The 19461-nt window shown below is 69.2% G+C and carries 16 protein-coding genes; 4 read left to right on the top strand and 12 right to left on the bottom strand.

The window, feature by feature from the left end; all coding sequences use genetic code 11:
* A partial coding sequence (locus QLQ12_RS38860; protein ID WP_282765957.1) for an ATP-binding cassette domain-containing protein occupies positions 1-1807 on the top strand: 1807 nt, incomplete at its 5' end.
* On the opposite strand, the gene QLQ12_RS38855 is transcribed toward QLQ12_RS38860, so the two are convergent.
* The 3 genes from QLQ12_RS38855 to QLQ12_RS38845 form a co-directional block, all read right to left on the bottom strand.
* Positions 1808-2554: a MerR family transcriptional regulator gene (locus tag QLQ12_RS38855; protein ID WP_282765956.1), complete on the bottom strand. Its 747-nt coding sequence runs from the start codon at positions 2552-2554 to the stop codon at positions 1808-1810.
* Between the two features lie 208 nt (positions 2555-2762).
* Positions 2763-3434: a hypothetical protein gene (locus tag QLQ12_RS38850; protein ID WP_282765955.1), complete on the bottom strand. Its 672-nt coding sequence runs from the start codon at positions 3432-3434 to the stop codon at positions 2763-2765.
* A 15-nt stretch (positions 3435-3449) separates the two neighbouring features.
* Positions 3450-3959, bottom strand: a complete 510-nt coding sequence (locus QLQ12_RS38845) for a SigE family RNA polymerase sigma factor (RefSeq protein ID WP_282765954.1) — start codon at positions 3957-3959, stop codon at positions 3450-3452.
* A gap of 153 nt (positions 3960-4112) precedes the next feature.
* On the opposite strand from QLQ12_RS38845, the gene QLQ12_RS38840 reads away from it, so the two are divergent.
* On the top strand, positions 4113-4730 hold the full coding sequence (locus tag QLQ12_RS38840; protein WP_282765953.1) for an ATP-dependent Clp protease proteolytic subunit: 618 nt from the start codon (positions 4113-4115) through the stop codon (positions 4728-4730).
* A gap of 31 nt (positions 4731-4761) precedes the next feature.
* Here QLQ12_RS38840 and QLQ12_RS38835 read toward each other — a convergent pair whose 3' ends face one another.
* Both QLQ12_RS38835 and QLQ12_RS38830 read right to left on the bottom strand, forming a co-directional pair.
* Complete coding sequence (locus tag QLQ12_RS38835) at positions 4762-5187, bottom strand: uL11 family ribosomal protein (protein WP_282765951.1); 426 nt, start codon at positions 5185-5187, stop codon at positions 4762-4764.
* 151 nt (positions 5188-5338) lie between these two features.
* Positions 5339-6133 (bottom strand): lytic transglycosylase domain-containing protein, encoded by a 795-nt coding sequence (locus tag QLQ12_RS38830; protein WP_282765950.1) that lies wholly within the window; start codon positions 6131-6133, stop codon positions 5339-5341.
* A gap of 150 nt (positions 6134-6283) precedes the next feature.
* Here QLQ12_RS38830 and typA point away from each other — a divergent pair, with 150 nt between their 5' ends.
* A complete protein-coding gene (gene typA / locus QLQ12_RS38825; RefSeq protein WP_282765949.1) occupies positions 6284-8146 on the top strand; it encodes a translational GTPase TypA in 1863 nt (620 codons plus the stop codon).
* Positions 8147-8352: 206 nt separating this feature from the next.
* Here the strand turns inward: typA and QLQ12_RS38820 are convergent, their stop codons facing one another.
* Positions 8353-9813, bottom strand: coding sequence for a sensor domain-containing diguanylate cyclase (locus QLQ12_RS38820; protein WP_282765948.1), 1461 nt, complete (start codon positions 9811-9813; stop codon positions 8353-8355).
* 175 nt (positions 9814-9988) lie between these two features.
* Complete coding sequence (locus QLQ12_RS38815; protein WP_282765947.1) at positions 9989-10987, bottom strand: TerC family protein; 999 nt, start codon at positions 10985-10987, stop codon at positions 9989-9991.
* A 441-nt stretch (positions 10988-11428) separates the two neighbouring features.
* Here QLQ12_RS38815 and QLQ12_RS38810 point away from each other — a divergent pair, with 441 nt between their 5' ends.
* A complete protein-coding gene (locus QLQ12_RS38810) occupies positions 11429-11761 on the top strand; it encodes an antibiotic biosynthesis monooxygenase family protein (protein WP_282765946.1) in 333 nt (110 codons plus the stop codon).
* 79 nt (positions 11762-11840) lie between these two features.
* On the opposite strand, the gene QLQ12_RS38805 is transcribed toward QLQ12_RS38810, so the two are convergent.
* The 5 genes from QLQ12_RS38805 to rpsA form a co-directional block, all read right to left on the bottom strand.
* Positions 11841-12566 (bottom strand): VOC family protein, encoded by a 726-nt coding sequence (locus QLQ12_RS38805; protein WP_282765945.1) that lies wholly within the window; start codon positions 12564-12566, stop codon positions 11841-11843.
* On the bottom strand, positions 12563-13981 hold the full coding sequence (locus tag QLQ12_RS38800) for a GNAT family N-acetyltransferase (RefSeq protein ID WP_282765944.1): 1419 nt from the start codon (positions 13979-13981) through the stop codon (positions 12563-12565). Before QLQ12_RS38800 ends, QLQ12_RS38805 begins: the two co-directional genes overlap by 4 nt.
* Before the next feature lie 40 nt (positions 13982-14021).
* Positions 14022-16142, bottom strand: a complete 2121-nt coding sequence (uvrB, locus tag QLQ12_RS38795) for an excinuclease ABC subunit UvrB (protein WP_282765943.1) — start codon at positions 16140-16142, stop codon at positions 14022-14024.
* Between the two features lie 310 nt (positions 16143-16452).
* On the bottom strand, positions 16453-17640 hold the full coding sequence (gene coaE / locus QLQ12_RS38790) for a dephospho-CoA kinase (protein ID WP_282765942.1): 1188 nt from the start codon (positions 17638-17640) through the stop codon (positions 16453-16455).
* A 135-nt stretch (positions 17641-17775) separates the two neighbouring features.
* Positions 17776-19416 carry a 30S ribosomal protein S1 gene (rpsA, locus tag QLQ12_RS38785; RefSeq protein WP_407651683.1) on the bottom strand — a complete coding sequence of 547 codons (1641 nt, stop codon included), beginning with the start codon at positions 19414-19416 and terminating at the stop codon, positions 17776-17778.
* Positions 19417-19461 lie beyond the last annotated feature (45 nt).

The following is a 19461-nucleotide window of genomic DNA, read 5'->3' as shown; positions in this document are numbered from 1 at the left end:
GGGGCCCCCCCGCCCCCCCGGCCGTGCCGCGGCGGCCGGAGTGTCCCGCACCGCCACGCAGGTGCAGCGCCCGCTGCCGATGCGGGCGCCGGTCCGGCAGGTGTTCCGGCTGGGCAACGCCGGCGGGGCGGCGGATCTGGCGGCCCTGGCGGCCTGCGGCCTGATCGTCGCGGCGCTGGCCCTCGCCGCGCCGATCGTGACCGGCAAGGTCCTGGGCGCCCTCGCCGCGCGAGTGTCCCTGTCGGGCCTGGCCTGGTCGGCGCTGCTGCTGGTGGCCTGCGGCGGGGTGTCCGCCCTGGTCGGCGTCGCCACCAACCTGCGCATGCTCCGGGGCGAGGGACGCGTCGAGTACGGCGTACAACTGGTTCTCTGGGATCGGCTGCTGCGCCTGCCGGTCCGGTTCTTCCGCGGCGTCAGCAGCGGCGAACTCGCCAACACGCTGCTCGGTGTCTCGTTCGCGCGGGAGGCCCTGTCCGGGGTGGTCCTGCTGCTGCTGACCTCGTCCCTGACCGCCGCCACGATGCTGACGCTGATCTGGGTGCTGAGCGCCCCGCTCGGTCTGGCCTCGACCGGCCTGGCCCTCGCCGGGCTGCTGCTGGTCGGCGTCCTGGGCCGGGTCGTCATGGTGCGGCAGCGGCGGGCGTTGCCGGCCGAGCATCAGGCGGTGTCGACCGCTCACCAGCTGATCAGCGGAATCGCGAAGATCAAACTCGCGGGGGCCGAGGACCGGGCGTTCGCCCGCTGGTTCGAGCAGGCGGCGTACGCGCGAGGCACCCTCAACCAGGTCCGGCGGGTACAGGCCGTGCTCCGTGCGGTGGCCACCGTGCTGCCGATCGTGGGCCAGCTGCTGCTCTTCACCATCCTCACCGGGCCGCTCGCCGACCGCCTGGCGCCGGACGACTTCTTCGCCCTCAACGTGGCCTTCATCATGCTGGTGGGCGCGCTGCTGGTGATCGTGTCGGGGAGCGTCGAGCTGCTCGCCGTGCTGCCCCGCCTCGCCGAACTGAAGCTGGTCGTGGCGGGCGAGCCGGAGCGGACGCCGGACCGCGCCGATCCCGGCGACCTGCGCGGCGAGATCACCCTCCAGCAGGTCAGTTTCGGGTACGGCCCGGACGGCCCCCCGGTGATCGACGACGTGACCGTCCGGGTGCCGGCCGGTTCGTTCGTCGCGATCGTCGGCCCGAGCGGCTGCGGCAAGTCCACCCTGTTGCGGCTCCTGCTGGGCTTCGAGTCACCGTCGCAGGGCGCCGTTCACTACGACCATCAGGATCTCGCGGAACTCGACCTGCAGGCGGTCCGCCGGCAGTGCGGGGTGGTCCTGCAGGACGGGCAGCTCTTCGCCGGGACGCTCCGGGACAACATCTGCGGCGCCGCGTCCTACAGCCTCGACCGGGTTCTGGAGGCGGCCCGCCTGGCCGGCCTCGACGAGGACATCGGCCGGCTGCCGATGGGGGTGGCGACCATGGTTCCGCACGGCGGGGGCACGCTCTCGGTGGGTCAGCGGCAACGGGTCCTGATCGCCCGCGCGCTGATCCACCGGCCGCGGATGCTCTTCTTCGACGAGGCGACCAGCGCGCTGGACAACCGCACCCAGGAGCGGGTGACCGAGAGCACCCGGCAGCTCAGCGCCACCCGTCTGGTGATCGCGCACCGGCTCTCCACCGTGCGGCACGCCGACCTGATCATCGTGATGGACCGGGGGAAGGTGGTCCAGCAGGGCACGTTCGGCGCCCTGATGGCCGACCGGAACGGGCTGTTCCACCAACTGGCCCGGCGCCAGCTGGTGACCACGGCGGACGACGAGTGATCAGCCGAGGTCGATCGCCGCGGCGGTCTCCACCAGCATGACGGTCGCCTGGCCGGAACGGCGGCCCACGATGTCGACCACCGACGTCGGGCCGCGGTTCTCCGCCACCACCCGGAAGGCCTCGCTGATCAGGTCGATCAGGCCCTGCGCGAGCAGTTCCGCCGAGTCGCTCCACTCGTCCCAGGTGGCGGCGCGCGGCCGGGCCGGATCGCCGGGAAGGGACAGGATCCGGTCTCCCGTCGACCGCAGCAACTCGTCGACCGGGCGGCCGATCCGGTCCAGCACCTCCACCAGCACCTGCATGGTGTGCCGGGCCGGCAGCCCGGACCGGTGCAGTTCGAGAGCCGCCCGCAGCGCCCTCGGGCGGACCATCTGCACCGCCCCGTTCTCCTTCCACGCGACCACGCCGTGCCGGGTGAGCGCGTCGACGAGCGCCGGTGACTCCACGGCCAGCCGCTGCATCAGGGGCGCGAGGCCGTCTCCGGGTGACAGGGTGCCCCGTACCCCCAGCATCGCCTCGATCGAGGTGAGGTTGAACCCCTGCCGTTGCAGCGACAGGATGGTCTCCAGCCGGCGCAGGTGATGCTCCTGGTAGATCACGGTGCGGCCGCGCCGCACCGGCGGGGCGAGGATCCGGCGGGCCTGATGGGCCCGGATGTTCCGCGCCGACATGCCGACCTGGCGGCTCAGCTCCTCGATGGTGTACTCCTGCTGTACCGCCGGCCCCTCCGTGCGCTGGGCGATCATGCCGTACCCCCGTCTCCGCCCCTGCCGGGCATGGCACCATCGTCATGCCGTCCGGGGGGCGCCCACATCGGGGCCGGCTACGTACTTTCTTCGCCACGAACCGGGTAGCTTTTTCCGGGCACGTGCCCGGAGAGCTTTCCTCCGGGCACGAGCCCGGGGAGACCGGGACGCTTTCCCCGTTCCGGTCTCCCGTCTTCCACCCGATTCGTCAGCCGCGGCCCGGCTTGGCGTTCTTGTTCACGTGAACGCCCTTGGCGAACTCGACGACGTCGGACTTGCTCCAGCCCAGGTCGTCCCAGACCTGCACGTGCATGCGCGGGCCGCTGGGCTGGTCGACGAACAGCCACCAGCCGGTGGTCTGGCCCTCAGCCTTGGTGAGCACGCCCGGATTGCCTGCGACGTCGACCTTCTCGCCCTTCGGGGTGTTCTTGTCGTCGACCGACTGGAGCATGACGACGACCTTGCCCTCGAAGCTGTTGATGTTCTTGTCCTTGGCGTCCTTCGGGGCGAGCGTGAGGACGTACTCGTCGACGCCCTGGATCTCCCAGCCGTCCGGCACCTTGTCCACCGTGTAGCCCTTCGGCTGCTCGCCGGTGTAGGCGACCAGCTTGACGCCCGGCGCCGCTGCGGCGCTGGCGGTGGCGGCGGTGGTGGTCTGAGCGAGCGGGGCGGTGCCGGCCGGCACGGCTCCGCCGTTGGTGGCGAACGCGACGGCCGCGGCGAGGGCGGCGATCGCGAACGCGGAGCCACTGCCGGCCTGGAGGAGCCGGCGGCGGCGCAGTGCCTTCTGCCCGCGGGCCATGTCGGCGGCGACCTGCGCGGGGGTCGGTTCAGCGGCCGGGCCGGCGATCCGCGCCAGCCCGTCGTGAAGATTCATCATGTCAGTCTCTCCTGGTCACAGAAGTGCGAGCGAGGGATTCGGGCCGAGAACCGTGCGGAGTCTGTCGAGCGCCCGCGCGGTCTGGCTCTTCACCGTCCCCTCGGAGCACCCGAGGGCGTCGGCGGTGTCGGCGATGTCGAGGTCGTAGAAGTAGCGGAACACCAGCGCCGCCCGCATCCTCGGTGGCAGCTCCCGCAGGGCCACGCGCAGCCCGCCGGAGAGGTCACCCTCGATGTGTGACACGGCCGCCCGGTCGGGGACCTCGGCCATCGGCCGTTCACTGCGCCGCCACCACCGCCGCCGCTCGTCGGTCAGCGCGTTCACCAGCACCCGCCGGACGTAACCGTCCGGGTTGTCGGCTCGCTGGAACGCCGGCCAGGCGACGTACAGTTTCGTCAGGGTGGACTGCACAAGGTCCTCGGCCAAGTGGGCGTCGCCCGCCGTGAGCAGAGTCGCGGTCCGCACCAGCGCGGCCCTCCGGCTGACCACGAACTGATGGAATTGCTCATCACGCTCGTTCTTCACACGAGCCCCTCCTTCGCTCTCACGCCCCCTTGACGACTCCGACCTCCCCTGAGGTTGCATGACGTCCGGCGCGATTCCGTCGCCTCCGGTTGGCGGCATGTTTTCCGGCGACCTGGTTACGCTGGCGGGAGCCCTTGAGCACCGGAGGTAACCGTGCCGCTCTTTCCCCATCCGAGTCATCCGCCCGAGTGGCAGCCGCCACACCTGCCCTCCGACGGGCCGGGACTACCGGGCTGGCTGGAGGAGCGGCTCTTCGACCAGCGGATCGTGATGCTGCGCGGCCAGCTCACCGCCGAGACCGCCACCGGGATCGCGGCCGCCCTGCTCACCCTCGACTCGGCCGGCCCGGAGGTGGTCCACCTGCACGTGTCCAGTCCGGGCGGGTCGCTGAGCGCCGCCCTCTCCGTGGTCGACGTGCTGGACGCGCTGACCGCGCCGGTGCACGCCCTGGTGACGTCGGAGGCGGGCGGGGCGACGCTGGCGGTGCTCGCGGCGGCGGATCAGCGGGCGGCGTACCGGCACGCCCGTTTCAAGCTCACCGAACCGCGCGCCGCCGGGGTCACCGGCACCGCCGACGAGGTCGCGGCCGCTGCCGGGCAGCATCTGCGGGAGCTGGAGGAGGTGATGGTCCGGCTCGCCGAGATCACCGGGAGACCGCGCAGCCGGATCGAGGACGACCTGTCCGCCGGGCGGGTCCTGAGCGCGGCGGAAGCCCTGGAGTACGGGCTGATCGACGAGGTGGTGGCTCCGAAAAAGAACGGGCCCCGGTAAGAACCGGGGCCCGTTCAGCAGAACTCGGTGATCAGGAAGCGACCTTGACGCCCATGGAGCGGGCGGTGCCGGCAACGATCTTGATCGCGGCGTCCATGTCGTTCGCGTTGAGGTCGGGCAGCTTGCGCTCCGCGATCTCCTTGACCTGGTCGGCGCTGAGCGTGCCGACGGTCGTGGTCAGCGGGTTGGCGGCGCCGGACTGAATGCCCAGAGACTTCCGGATGAGGAAGCTGGTCGGCGGCGTCTTGTAAGCCAGCGTGTGGCTGCGGTCCTCGTAGACCGACACGATGACCGGGATGATCTCGCCCCGGTTCTTCGACGTGGCCTCGTCATACTCGACCTTGACGGCACGCATGTTGGCGCCGGTCGGGCCGAGCATCTTACCGAGGTCGACCATCGCGGCGTTACCCGCCTCGAGCGCGAGGGTTACCTCATGGGTCTTCTTCTTGGGAGGCATCGGGTAAGGCTCCTTAGGGTGAGCTGCACAAGCCGAGAATGCAGCTCGCCAGCTTCAACGACACACGACAACCCCGAGACAGTACTCGAACGCCGTGGCGTAAACCAAACCGAGGTCCCGGGGAACTCTGCCAGTGTATCCCGCGATTTAGTCAGTACTTGTCGCAGGGGCAGTCAGCCATCAGCGAGCGCACCGAGTCGACGTAGGCCGGGTTGGGCAGCGCCTTCCTCGCGGCGCCGTCATCGACCGTGCCGTACCCCGCGTTGTAGGCCGAGACGACCACGTTGAGCAGGCACCAGGAGGAGTGGCTCTTGCACTTCGACGGGCTCAGGTCGTAGCTGCCCTTGAAGTAGGCGTCCCCGAAATACTTGGTCAGCCAGGCCAGATAGTTGGCGCCGGCGTACGCGTTGTCCTGGGGGTCGCCGTTCGCGTTGTAATCCAGGCCGAACCGCTGATTGATGTGCGCCAGGGTGTCCGGCATGACCTGCATCAGCCCGAAGCCGCCGTCACAGTTCCTGATCGCGCTCTGCCAGCCGCTCTCCTGCCACGAGACCGCCCGGACCAGGGAGAAGTTGAGCTTCAGCTTCGGCGCCTCGGTGCGCCAGTAGACCCGGGCCGACGCCTTCTTCAACGCCGCCTTGGCCTTGCCCTTGGAGACGTTCTTGCCGACGTACTCGGCACAGTCCGGCTTCTGACTCCAGTCCTCCTCGGTCGGACTGGGCGACGGCGACGTCGACTTCGTCGCCTTCTTCGTGGTCGCCACCGGCTCCGGTGTCGCCTCTTCGGTCACTTCTTCGGCAGTCGGCTCAGGTTCGGCCGAGGTGGGCGCGACCGACACCGGCAGTGGTGCGGCCACGTTCTCCTTCTCGCCCGCTCCGGCCTGCCCGCAGGCCGCGAGCACCACCAGAGTCACCAGCGCGACCGCCACATGAACGCGTCTTCTCATCAATGCGAACCTCCCCCGTGAGACATCGATGGGGAACGCTAACAGCAGTCAAAAGATCTTCAGGGCCCCAAAAACCGGTCAAAAGAGCACAAGATTCGGGACTTGACCCCGTGTCATCAACGGCAACCTGAGCCGGGAACAATGGAGGGCATGCAGACCCGCACCGACCTACGCAACGTCGCCATCATCGCTCACGTCGACCATGGCAAAACCACCCTGGTCGACGCCATGCTGCGCCAGGGCAGCCAGTCCCACGCGCGCGGCGAGATGGCCGACCGCGCCATGGACTCCATGGACCTGGAGCGGGAAAAGGGCATCACCATTCTCGCCAAGAACACGGCGATCAGCTACCGACCCGCCGACGGCGAACCCGTAACCATCAACATCATCGACACCCCAGGTCACGCCGACTTCGGCGGTGAGGTCGAGCGCGGCCTCACCATGGTCGACGGTGTCGCGCTGCTCGTCGACGCGTCCGAGGGCCCGCTCCCGCAGACCCGCTTCGTGCTCCGCAAGGCGCTCGCCGCCAAGCTCCCGATCATTCTGATCATCAACAAGGTCGACCGGCCCGACGCCCGGATCAAAGAGGTCGTCGACGAGACCTACGAGCTCTTCCTCGACCTCGACGCCGACGAGCACCAGATCGAGTTCCCGATCGTCTACGCCTGCGCCCGCGACGGCATCGCCTCGCTGACCCAGCCCAAGGACGGCACCGTCCCCGAGGACAGCACCGACCTCGAAGTGCTGTTCAGCACCATCCTCGACACGATCCCGGCCCCGAAGTTCACCGAGGGCGCCCCGCTCCAGGCGCACGTCGTCAACCTCGACGCCTCGCCGTTCCTCGGCCGTCTCGCGCTCTGCCGCGTGCACGAGGGCACCATCCGCAAGGGCCAGACGGTCGCCTGGTGCAAGACCGACGGCACCATCAGCAACGTGCGCATCTCCGAGCTGCTCGTCACCGAGGGCCTGGAGCGCAAGCCCGCCGAGAGCGCCGGTCCCGGCGACATCATCGCCCTCGCCGGCATCCCCGAGATCATGATCGGTGAGACCCTCGCCGACGCGGAGAACCCGGTCCCGCTGCCGCTGATCACCGTCGACGAGCCCGCCATCTCGATGGTCCTCGGCACCAACACCTCGCCGCTGGTCGGCAAGGTCAAGGGCGCCAAGGTCACCGCGCGCATGGTCAAGGACCGCCTCGACAAGGAACTGATCGGCAACGTCTCGCTGCGGATCCTCCCGACCGACCGCCCCGATGCCTGGGAGGTCCAGGGCCGTGGTGAGCTCGCCCTCGCCATTCTGGTCGAGCAGATGCGCCGCGAAGGCTACGAGCTGACCGTCGGCAAGCCGCAGGTGGTCACCAAGGTCGTTGACGGCAAGGTGCACGAGCCGGTCGAGCGGGTCACCATCGACGCCCCCGACGAGTACATGGGCGCCATCACCACGCTGCTCTCCACCCGCAAGGGCCGGATGGAAGAGTTGATCAACCACGGCACCGGCTGGCTGCGCATGGAGTGGCTGGTTCCGGCGCGGGGTCTGATCGGCTTCCGCACCGAGTTCCTCACCGAGACCCGCGGCACCGGCATCATGCACCACCTCTACGAGCGCCACGAGCCCTGGTTCGGCGAGCTCCGCACCCGCCAGAACGGCTCCCTCGTCGCCGACCGCGCCGGCGCGGTCACCGGCTTCGCGATGATCAACCTGCAGGAGCGCGGCCAGCTCTTCGTCGAACCGGGCACCGAGGTCTACGAGGGCATGATCGTCGGCGAGAACTCTCGCGAGGACGACATGGACGTCAACATCACCAAGGAGAAGAAGCTCACCAACATGCGGGCGGCGAGCGCCGACAACACCGAGAAGGTGATCCCGCCGCGCAAGCTGTCCCTGGAGCAGTGCCTCGAGTTCTGCCGCGAGGACGAGTGCGTCGAGGTCACCTCGACGGCCGTCCGGATTCGCAAGGTCGAGCTGGACCAGACCGCTCGTGGCCGGGCTGCCGCTCGCCGCAAGCACCAGTAAGCCGGTTCGCCATCAGGCCCGCCCCTTCGCCGGGGCGGGCCTTTTGCTTCCGGTTCTCGCTTCGGTACGTGTCCCTGTTCCGGGCTCTGCTCCGGGCCCTCCCTGTTCCGGGCTCTGCTCCGGGCCTTCGCTCGGGCTCCGCCCCGGGTTCCCTGTTCCCGGCCTTCGCTCGGGGCTTCGCTCGGGGTGAGACGGGTTTGGGGCGGTCAGGCCGCCGCCGCGACCGCGGGAGACCGGCGGCGGCCGGCGGCGTCGCGCTTCACCGTGTACATCTGGGCGTCGGCACGGGCCAGCAGAGCGTCCGCGTCGGTCGGCCCGTGCCCGAGGGCGACGCCGATGCTCGCGCCGATGCGCACCTCATGCTCGGCGAGGTGGAAGGGCATCGCCATGTCCTGCATGAGCCGGTGGGCCCGCTCATGCACTGACGCCGTATTGGTGACGCCGGTGAGGAAGGCAGCGAACTCGTCCCCGCCGAGCCGGGCCAGCACGTCTGACGCGCGCAGACCAGCGCCGAGCCGCTGGGCGGCGGCGACGAGCAGGGCGTCCCCGGTGGCATGGCCGTAGGTGTCATTGACCGCTTTGAAGCCGTCCAAATCGATGAAGAGCACCGCCACGGCTTCGGCCGCGGTGGCTTTCGGCGACGCCTCGGCGAGCAGACGCAGCAACTCCGCACGGTTGGGCAGTCCGGTCAGCGCGTCGTGGGACGCCGCGTAGGCCAGCCGGTCCTGGTGCGCACGCCGGTCGCTGACGTCGCGCTGGTTCGACACGATGCCCTGGACCGCCGGGTCACCGAACGCGTTGTGCAGCGTGACCTCGTGCCAGCGCCAGGTGCCGTCGTGGTGGCGGGTGCGCACCTCCAGCCGCGCCCGGCTGTCGGCGCCGGTGGACGTGAGGCCGGCCAGGGCGGCGCGGGCCTCAGGCTGGTCGTCCGGGTGGAACAGGTCGAGGTAGCTGGTGTTCAGGAGGTCAGCGGCGTTGCGTCCGCTCACCTGCAGCACGGCGTCGCTGATGTGGGTGAGCCGGCCGTCGGCGTCGATGACGGAGACCACGTCCGAGGAGTTCCGGACGAGCGCGCGATAGCGTTCCTCCGCCCGCTGCACGGCCATCGCGGCCTGCTCACCCCGGGCGGCGCTGAGACCCAGGTTGCTCAGGCCGAAGACGGCGATGGTCAGGTTCAGCGCGGCGGCGACGTGCGAGTACGCGGGCGACACGACGGACTCGACGACGCCCACATGGATGATCGTCTCGCTGATGACGGTCACGATCGCCGTGATGAACGCTGCCGGGCGCCAGGTGCGGGAACCGGTCCAGCCGATGTGTATCACGGCGATCAGCATGGCGCAGGCCGGCAGGAGGAAGCCCCAGCCCGCCAGGAGCAGCGTGGTCGCCATCAAGGTCATGGCGTAGACCAGCCGCAGCACCGGCCGGGTGTGCAGGTGGCCCCCGCCCAGCAGGCGCTGCCACCTCTCGTCACCGCTGGCGCCGAAGAGCGTGCCCAGGGCCGCGACCAGCACCGGCGATCCGAGAACGGCGCCGTGCCGATGTCCCCAGGCCATCAACGCGTACATCAGGGCGAAGAAGAGAGGCATGCCGAGCAGCAGCGGCATGGCGTTCGTCGTGGTGCGAGCACCCAGCCCTCGCTGTCGCTCTTCAACCGTCACCGGCATGCCACGCCCCCGTCCACCTCGCCGTCTCCATGAGATCGGGGGCGCGCCGCGGAACCTTAGCCATGCGGTGTTGTGATGTCGCTACCAGTCGTGATCCACGAGAACGACGCCGGACGCAGCAGGCGTAGGCGACATGTCGCCTACGCCTGCTTGTCGGGCACCGGAGTGCGGAGTGTCAGCGCGGGGTGGTCTGGAGCTCTCGCTTCTTGTCCCGGGAGGTCTTCATCAGGCTGGCCACCGTGGCAACGGCCAGAGTGCCGAGGATCACCAGCAGGGAGAGCCAGATCGGGATCTCGGGAGCCCAGTGGAAACCATTGCCGCCGTTGATGAAGGACAGGCTGTTGGTGTGCAGGGCCTCGAGGACCAGCTTGACGCCGATGAAGGCGAGCACCACGGCCAGGCCGACGTTCAGATAGACCAGGCGCTCCAGCAGACCACCGAGCAGGAAGAAGAGCTGGCGCAAACCCATCAGCGCGAAGACGTTCGCGGTGAAGACGAGGTACGGCTCCTTGGTGATGCCGAAGATCGCCGGGATCGAGTCGAGCGCGAAGATCAGGTCGGTGGTGCCGATCGCGATCATCACGATCAGCATCGGGGTGAAGAGCCGCTTACCGGTGGCCGAGATCGTGCTGAACCGGCCGTCACCGAAGTCGGACGAGAGCGGCAGCGCCCGCTTCGCCCAGCGGATCAGGATGTTCTCCTTGAAATCGTCGCCGTCGTCCTCACCCTTCACCAGCGTGAACGCGGTGTAGATCAGGAAGACGCCGAAGATGTAGAACACCCAGGAGAACTGCGTGATGAGGGCGGCGCCGGCAGCGATGAAGATGCCGCGCATGACGAGCGCCAGCACGATACCGATCAGCAGCACCTTCTGTTGAAGATGCCGTGGCACCGCGAAGCGGGCCATGATGATCACGAAGACGAAGAGATTGTCGACGCTCAGCGAATACTCGGTGAGCCAGCCGGTGTAGAACTCACCAGCCGCCTGACCACCAGCGGTAAGCCACACCCCGATGCCGAAGACCAGGGCGAGGCCGACATAGAAGGCGACCCAGCTCCCCGCTTCCTTCATGCTGGGCTCGTGTGGCCGCCGGCCGATGATGAGCAGATCGACAGCGAGAACTGCGATGAGCGCGACCAGGGTGGCGATCCATACCCAAGCAGAAACGTTCAACTAGGACCTCCGGCAGACACGGGTCGTCGCCACACTCACTCATGACCGAATGAGAGCAGCGACGTGCGACTGTCGGAGGTCTCTTCCGCCACAGATCCAGAAGTCTGTGACCACCGGCCCCGGGTTCGCCTCGAGAGGCGTTCCGTGTTGACGAGACCGGAGCGGGGGAATACTCCCCTCCCACAGGAGTCATTGTTGCGCATCCTTGGCGCGAACGGCACACCGGGAGGACCAGGAGTGGTAAGGCTCGCCGTTTAAACGCCCCATCCAGGCAGAAACGGCTTCTTTCGCCCGAACTCGCCACTCCGAAGCACCGCCTCGGTTCCGCCGATTTTCTTAGCGTACGCCTTGACCAGCGACAATCTGGGCATTCGGCGTTCCCGCAACCTTTGAGGCATCCTAGTATGCTGACCATCTGGTGCGTATGGGACGCTTGCCCACATGGTTCTCGAAGTCACGCTCATCGACGTCCTCCCCGGCCGGGAGGGCGACTTCGTCAACGCCTACCAGATGGCCCGCCCCGTGGTCGCGGGCGCGCCGGGCTGCCGGTCGCTCCGCCTGCAGCGGGCTGTCGAGTCCTCCACACGCTTCGTTCTGCTGATCGAGTGGGACAGCGTCGAGGCCCACGAGCGCAACTTCCGCCGCACCGACCGTTTCGCGCAGTGGCGTGCCCTGATCGGCGGGTCGCTGGCCCAGCCGCCGCTCGCCGAATACTTCACCGACATCGCCACCGGCCACCACCGCGACCTCGACCGCGACTTCTTCACCGCCTGACGGCCGGGTAGGTCACCGCAGGCTCGGCGCCTGGTCGTCGGCGCCGGCTCCAGGCCTCCCGCATGTCGGCGGTGACGGGTCAGTCGATCGTCGGGTCGCCCTTGGTGAGGCAGTAGACGCCGCCGGCCGGGTCGGTCATCGTGGTCCAGTGCGGCCACTCGCCGACGAACGAAGCCCCGAGCCTCTCGTGCCAAGCCCGGGTCGCCGGGATGTTCGAGGCGGAGACGTCGAGGTGAGCCGAAGCCTCCCGTTCCTCGTCGAGTTGCTGGAGGAGGATCCGGATCGGCACCGGCCACGCCGGCTGAAGACGCGAGAACACCGGCAGGCCACTGCTGTCCAGCGGCCACCCGGTCAACCCGCTCCAGAACCTCACCTCGGCTTCGAACCGGGACGGCGGCAGGTCGAGGCAGACCTGGTGCGCCCGGCTGAGCCCGCCGTCCGGTCCGGCGAACGGCCGGGGCCGCCGCTTCTGCCCCTTCCACGGCGCCACGCAGAACGCCACCCCGGCCGGCGACACGAGGGTCTGCCAGAACCCGTGATCGGCGATCACCGAAGCCCCCGCCGTGGTGGCCCGCTCAGCGAAGACCAACACATCGTCGACCGAGAAGTCGAGGTGCACCCCGCCGGGCCCGTCGAGGACTCCCTGCACCTCGAGCCAGTCGTCACTGAGTTCGCTGTGCAGCCCGACGAACCCGGGTTCCGGCTGAGGCAGGCCGACGGTCCCGGTCACCGCGCTCCAGAACTCCACGGCGATGTCCAGCTTGCGCGCCGGCCGATCAAGAAAGGCATGAACCCACCGAATCATCGGTCCTCCCCCACCACCGAACTCGCAGGCCGCCCCGATCCGCCGTCCACCACCGTCCCGAAGGAGCCGTCGGGAGCCAGCGCCGTCTCACCATCGGCCGACCCCCGAACGCCCCCGGCGGCCGGCGTGGACGAACCTCCGGCCGGTCCCGGAACGCTGTCGGGGATGTGGGCGGAGGACGCGTCGGTTACCCGGGCGGGGCGGGCGTCTGCGGAAAACCGGTACCGGGCGCGCTGTCCCCTGCCCTCGAACCCGAGGCGGCGGTAGAGGAGCGCGGCCGGATTGTCGACGTTGACGCAGAGCCAGGCCTCACCGGAACCGTCCTCCATCATCCGCCGCAAGGACTGTCTGATCAGCGCACCCGCGAGGCCGGTCCGCCGAGCCGCCGGGACCACGCCGACCTGGACGATCCAGCCCTCGGCGGCGGTGACGAATCCCACGTCGCCCGCCTCGGGCATCGAGGCGAGCAGCGACCAGTCGGCCCGGAACTCGTCGTCCTCGGCGTTGTCCTCGATCCACTGCTCCGCGGACGGATCCGGGAATCCGGGCCGTTCCCGGAACGCGGCCACATAGACGGCATAGAACCTCTTCGCCGTGGCCTCCGCCCACTCGACCACTTCGGTGCCCGCTGCCCACTCCGGCTCCGGCACGTCCGCCGTCGTCAGATCGATCCGCATGACGTCCTCGGCGAAGACCTGCCGCAGCCCGCGGGATGCGAACAACTCCTCAGCCGCCGACGTGAGGCCTTCGGTCTCCACCGTCACGAGAGCCGGCGCTCCGTCAGCACTCCCGCCCGCCGCCGCGTCGATCTCGGCCGTGGCGGAGCGTCCCGCCGGGGTCTCCACCGAGGCCAGCGCGGTGTCGAGCAACCGCGAACCGATGCCGCGCCCACGGACCGCCGGATCCACCAGCCCGGTGATCACCGGGCCGTCCGGTCCTTGGCGCACCGCGACGGCCGCCACCAATCCCTTCGCGTTTCGGCCGGGAGCATCGGCGTCGCGCACCACGAAGGTCACCGTGCCCGGACGGAACCACCGCCCCCGAAGGAAGCCCGGCTCCATCGCCAGCGGCATCCCGCCGTCCACTGCCCAGCAGCGCTGGGCCAGCTCGACCAGCTCGCCTTCGCCGAGCTCGCCCCACCCCTCGACCAGTCGCCCCGGATCAGCAGGGGCGGACGGCCCGGCGTGATCAGACGGCCCGGCGTGATCAGACGGCCCGCCCTGAGCAGACAGCCCGCCCTGAGCGGGAGACCCGCCGTGAACGGAGGGCCCGCCCTGAGCGGAAGGCTCACGCCGGGTGGACGGCAGAGACGGAACCGTCTGCGCAACCAGCCCGGCGGCCGGCTCCCCGGCGGCGGGTTCGGCCAGCTCAGCAGGGGTGCCGTCATCGTCGACGACGTCGTGAACCGGTGTCATGCCGCCAGCCTAATCAGCCCGATAGCCAGTGGACGACCGCTTATTTCACCCCTGCCATGTCCATGCCGCGCAGCTCCTTCTTCAGCTCGCGGATCTCGTCGCGGATCCGGGCGGCCAGCTCGAACTGCAGCTCGCGGGCCGCTCCCAGCATCTGGTCGTTGAGGTCCTGGATGAGCTGGGCGAGCTCGGCCCGGGCCATGCCGGCACGGGCCGGGGTGGCCGCGGCCTTGCTGCCCCGGGAACGGGTCTCGGGCACGGAAGCCTTGCCGCGGGACATCTGCCGGCCACCGCCGCCGACCGTCGGCGCGCCGACAGCCTCGTCGGTGTCCTCGGCTTCCTTGTAGATGTCGTCGAGGATGTCGTGGATCTTCTTGCGGAGGGCCTGCGGCTGGATGCCGTGGGCCTCGTTGTGTGCGATCTGCTTGGCACGGCGGCGGTCGGTCTCCTCGATGGCGGCCCGCATCGACGGCGTGATCTTGTCCGCGTACATGTGGACTTCGCCGGAGACGTTTCGCGCGGCCCGGCCGATGGTCTGGATCAGCGACCGGCCGCTGCGCAGGAAGCCCTCCTTGTCGGCGTCGAGGATGGCGACCAGCGACACCTCGGGCAGGTCGAGACCCTCTCGGAGCAGATTGATGCCGACGAGGACGTCGTAGTCGCCCTTGCGCAGCTCCTTGAGCAGTTCGACACGGCGCAGGGTGTCCACCTCGGAGTGCAGGTAGCGGACCCGGATGCCGTTCTCCAGGAGGTAGTCGGTGAGGTCCTCGGCCATCTTCTTGGTGAGGGTGGTGACGAGGACGCGCTCGTCCTTCTCGGTGCGCAGCTTGATCTCGTGCATCAGGTCGTCGATCTGACCCTTGGTGGGTTTCACCACCACGTGCGGGTCGACCAGGCCGGTCGGGCGGATGACCTGCTCGACGAACTCGCCCTGCGCCTGCTCCATCTCCCAGTTGCCGGGGGTGGCGGAGAGGAACACCATCTGGCCGACGCGCTCCAGGAACTCGTCGAAGCGCAACGGGCGGTTGTCGGCGGCGCTGGGCAGGCGGAACCCGTGCTCGATGAGGATCCGCTTCCTCGACGCGTCGCCCTCATACATCCCGCCGATCTGGGGGATGGTGACGTGCGACTCGTCGATCACGGTGACGAAGTCGTCGGGGAAGTAGTCGAGCAAGGTGTATGCCGGCTCGCCGGGACTGCGCCCGTCCATGTGCATCGAGTAGTTCTCGATGCCGTTGCAGAAGCCGACCTGCCGCATCATCTCGATGTCATAGGTGGTGCGCATGCGCAGTCGCTGTGCTTCGAGCAGCTTGCCCTGCCGCTCGAACTCGGCGAGCCGGTCGGCCAGCTCGGCCTCGATGTCGCCGATCGCCCGCTCCATGCGCTCCGGGCCCGCGATGTAGTGCGAGGCCGGGAAGATGATCAGCTCGTCGACCTCGCGGATCACATCGCCGGTGAGCGGGTGGAGGTAGTAGAGCTTTTCCACCTCGTCGCCGAAGAGCTCGATCCGGATGGCCAGTTCCTCGTAGGCCGGGATGATCTCCAGGGTGTCGCCGCGCACCCGGAACGTGCCTCGCTGGAAGGCCATGTCGTTGCGGGTGTACTGAATGTCGACCAGCCGGCGCAGGAGCTTGTCGCGGTCGATCTCCTCACCGACCTTGACCCGGGCGGCGCGCTCGACGTATTCCTGCGGGGTGCCGAGGCCGTAGATGGCGCTGACGGTGGCGACCACGATGGTGTCGCGCCGGGTCAGCAGCGACATGGTGGCCGAGTGGCGCAGCCGCTCCACCTCCTCGTTGACCGAGGAGTCCTTCTCGATGTAGGTGTCGGTCTGGGCGATGTACGCCTCGGGCTGGTAGTAGTCGTAGTAACTGACGAAATACTCCACCGCGTTGTTCGGCAGGAGCTCGCGGAACTCCTTGGCGAGCTGGGCGCAGAGCGTCTTGTTGGGCGCGAGCACCAGAGCCGGCCGCTGGAGCCGCTCGATGAGCCAGGCCGTGGTGGCGCTCTTGCCCGTGCCGGTGGCACCGAGCAGGACGGTGTTGCGATCGCCGCGGCGGACTCGCCGCTCCAGATCGTCGATCGCGGCGGGCTGGTCACCCGCGGGCTGATAGTCGCTGATGACCTCGAACCGGCCGTCGAGTCGTGGGATGTCGAGCGCCATGCCACCACCGTACGTCGGGGGTATGACAAGAATCCGTGCCGCCCGTGCCGATGGTGCACATTCGGCTCGGCGGCGGCACTGTCCGGCCTTGACCCCGCCGCCTAGGCTGGCCGGGTAGGCCGCTCGCGGCGGCCGTCGGCGCCGGGCCCGCACGGTCCGCGCCGCGCTGTGGTCGATGCGCCCCGGACGCCCCGGCGCGCGCACCCGCGGTGGGTCGCACTTCGCGACCCGGCCGCCGCGAGGGCTCTCCCACCCCACACCGGCCCGATGAGGACGCCCACACCAGCCCCGATGAGGACGCTGCGGGCGGCTACAGCGCCGGCGGCTGCCAGCCCGTCGACACGGCCCAGTCGTCCGCGGCCCGCGCCTCCGCCTCGAACCACGGCTCCTTCGCTTCCGCGTAACCCGCCCGGTCCTCGTGGCTCAGCGCGAGCCGCGTCTTCGCCGCCGCGTAGGCATCCCGCGCCTCCGGCACGGCGCACAGGTGGTCGCGCATCAGCAGGGCGAACCGCCAGCCGGGCGAGCCGGCCACGCGGACGTGCAGGTTGACCCGGTACCCGGGGTCGGCGCAGCCGTGCAGCCGCTTCGGCCAGGTGCGGCCGGGCGTGCCGTGCGCGTTGTCCGCCCACTCCCCCGGCCGCGACGGGAAGCCCAGCTCACCGAGCCGTCCGGCGAGGGCGTCCGCCTCGGCGAGGGTCCGCACGCCGAGCATCAGGTCGATGATGTCCTTGGACGGCAGGCCGGGCACCGCGGTCGATCCGATGTGGTGCACGTGGACGCGATCGCCGAGCCCGTGCCGGATCCGGGCGATGAGCCGGGCCGCCGCCCGCGGCCACTCCGGATCGAACGGCACGATCCGCAAGGCCGGGCCCTTCGCCACGGAACACCCGGACCGGAGATTGCGCTCGAACACGGTCAGCCGGTCCCGCCACAGCTCGTCCACCCGGGCGTGCAGGCGCTCCAGGTCGTCCCCGTTCTCCAGGACCACGTCCGCGGCGGCCCGGCGACGCTCGTCATCGGTCTGCGCGTCGATCCGCGCGACGGCCTCCGCCGCCGACATGCCACGCAGCCGGGTGAGGCGTTCGAGACGCACCTCGCGGTCCGCCATCACCACGATCACCAGGTGGTACGACGCCGCGAGCCCCGCCTCGACCAGGAGCGGCACGTCGTTGACCACGATCGCGTCCGGCGCCGCCGAGTGCGTCAGTTCGACGGTCCGCGCTCGCACCCGAGGGTGAATGATCTTCTCCAGGCGGCGGCGCGCCACCTCGTCGCCGAAGACCTTCGCGCCCAGCGCCGGGCGGTCGAGCTCGCCGTCAGGGGTGAGCACGCCGGTCCCGAAGGCCTCGACGATCTCGGCCAGGCCGGCCGTCCCGGGCTCGACCACCTCCCGGGAGAGCACATCGGCATCGATGATCACCGCCCCGCGCTCAGCGAGGCGGCGGGCGACCGCACTCTTACCGGCACCGATTCCACCCGTGAGACCGACTCTCAGCATGGGGTCAAGTATCGGAGATGGTCTTGATCCATCGCGCCGGGGAGTCGGGCAACTGCGGAAAAGGGCGAAAGGCCGCCCCGACCTGAGTCGGGACGGCCTTTCTGGGTAGTACCTACCGGCTGACTGACGTCAGGCTCAGCCCTTGCCGCCGGCCAGCTTCTCGCGCAGAGCGGCGAGAGCCTCGTCGGTGGCCAGGGTGCCCGCCGGCTCCTCGGACGAGCGCGCCGGGGCGGACGAGCTCGAAGAGGAGGAGGTGGAGGTCGACGACGAGCTGGTCACGCCACCGGCCGGAACCGGGTTGAGCGCGGCCTCGGCGTCGGCCTCGCGGGACGCGTGAACCTGCTTGGTGTGGGCCTCCCAGCGCTCGCGGGCGTCGGCGTACTGCTTCTCCCACGTCTCGCGCTGCTTGTCGAAGCCCTCGAGCCACTCGCCCGTCTCGGGGTCGAAGCCCTCCGGGTAGATGTAGTTGCCCTCGTTGTCGTACGTGGCGGCCATGCCGTACAGCGTCGGGTCGAAGTGCTCCTCGCCCTCGACGAAGTTCTCGTTGGCCTGCTTGAGCGACAGCGAGATCCGGCGACGCTCGAGGTCGATGTCGATGACCTTGACGAGGACGTCCGAACCGACCTGGACGACCTGCTCGGGCAGCTCGACGTGACGCTCGGCCAGCTCGGAGATGTGCACCAGGCCCTCGATGCCGTCGTCGACGCGGACGAACGCGCCGAACGGAACGAGCTTGGTGACCTTGCCCGGCACGATCTGGTTGATCGCGTGGGTCCGGGCGAACTGACGCCACGGGTCTTCCTGGGTCGCCTTCAGCGACAGCGAGACGCGCTCGCGGTCCAGGTCGACGTCGAGCACCTCGACCTCGACCTCCTGGCCGACCTCGACGACCTCGGAGGGGTGGTCGATGTGCTTCCAGGAGAGCTCGGAGACGTGCACCAGGCCGTCAACGCCACCCAGGTCAACGAAGGCACCGAAGTTGACGATGGAGGACACGACGCCCTTGCGGACCTGGCCCTTCTGCAGCTTGTTGAGGAACTCGGTGCGAACCTCGGACTGCGTCTGCTCGAGCCAGGCGCGGCGGGACAGAACCACGTTGTTGCGGTTCTTGTCCAGCTCGATGATCTTCGCCTCGAGCTCGCGGCCGACGTACGGCTGCAGGTCGCGGACACGACGCATCTCGACCAGCGAAGCAGGCAGGAAGCCACGGAGGCCGATGTCGAGGATGAGGCCACCCTTGACAACCTCGATGACGGAGCCGCGAACGACGCCGTCGTCCTCCTTGATCTTCTCGATGGTGCCCCACGCGCGCTCGTACTGCGCACGCTTCTTCGAGAGGATCAGACGACCTTCCTTGTCCTCCTTGGTGAGGACGAGGGCTTCGATGTGGTCTCCGACCGACACCACTTCCGCGGGGTCCACGTCATGCTTGATCGACAACTCGCGCGAGGGGATGACGCCCTCGGTCTTGTAGCCGATGTCGAGCAGGACCTCGTCCCGATCGACCTTGACGACGGTGCCTTCGACAATGTCGCCGTCGTTGAAGTACTTGATGGTCTCGTCGATGGCCGCGAGGAATGCTTCCTCGGATCCGAGATCGTCGACGGTGACCTTGTTGGCGCTCGAGGTGGCCTCGATGCTGCTCGTCATGTGGACAGTTGCTCCGAACGGATGGATTCGTGGTGTCTCTCGCGCTCCACGGAACTGCCGTCGGGAACGACACGAGCGAGCGAGACGACCACCCGAATGGGCAGTCTGATCAATGCAGCCGATCATGCCGAGACCGACGACCACGGAACCTGCTCCCTGCCGAGGCACACG

The organism is Actinoplanes sandaracinus (assembly GCF_030009775.1).
Lineage (GTDB): Bacteria > Actinomycetota > Actinomycetes > Mycobacteriales > Micromonosporaceae > Actinoplanes > Actinoplanes sandaracinus.
Note: the sequence above shows the minus strand (reverse complement) of the source record. Positions and strands in the feature narration are given on the sequence as shown.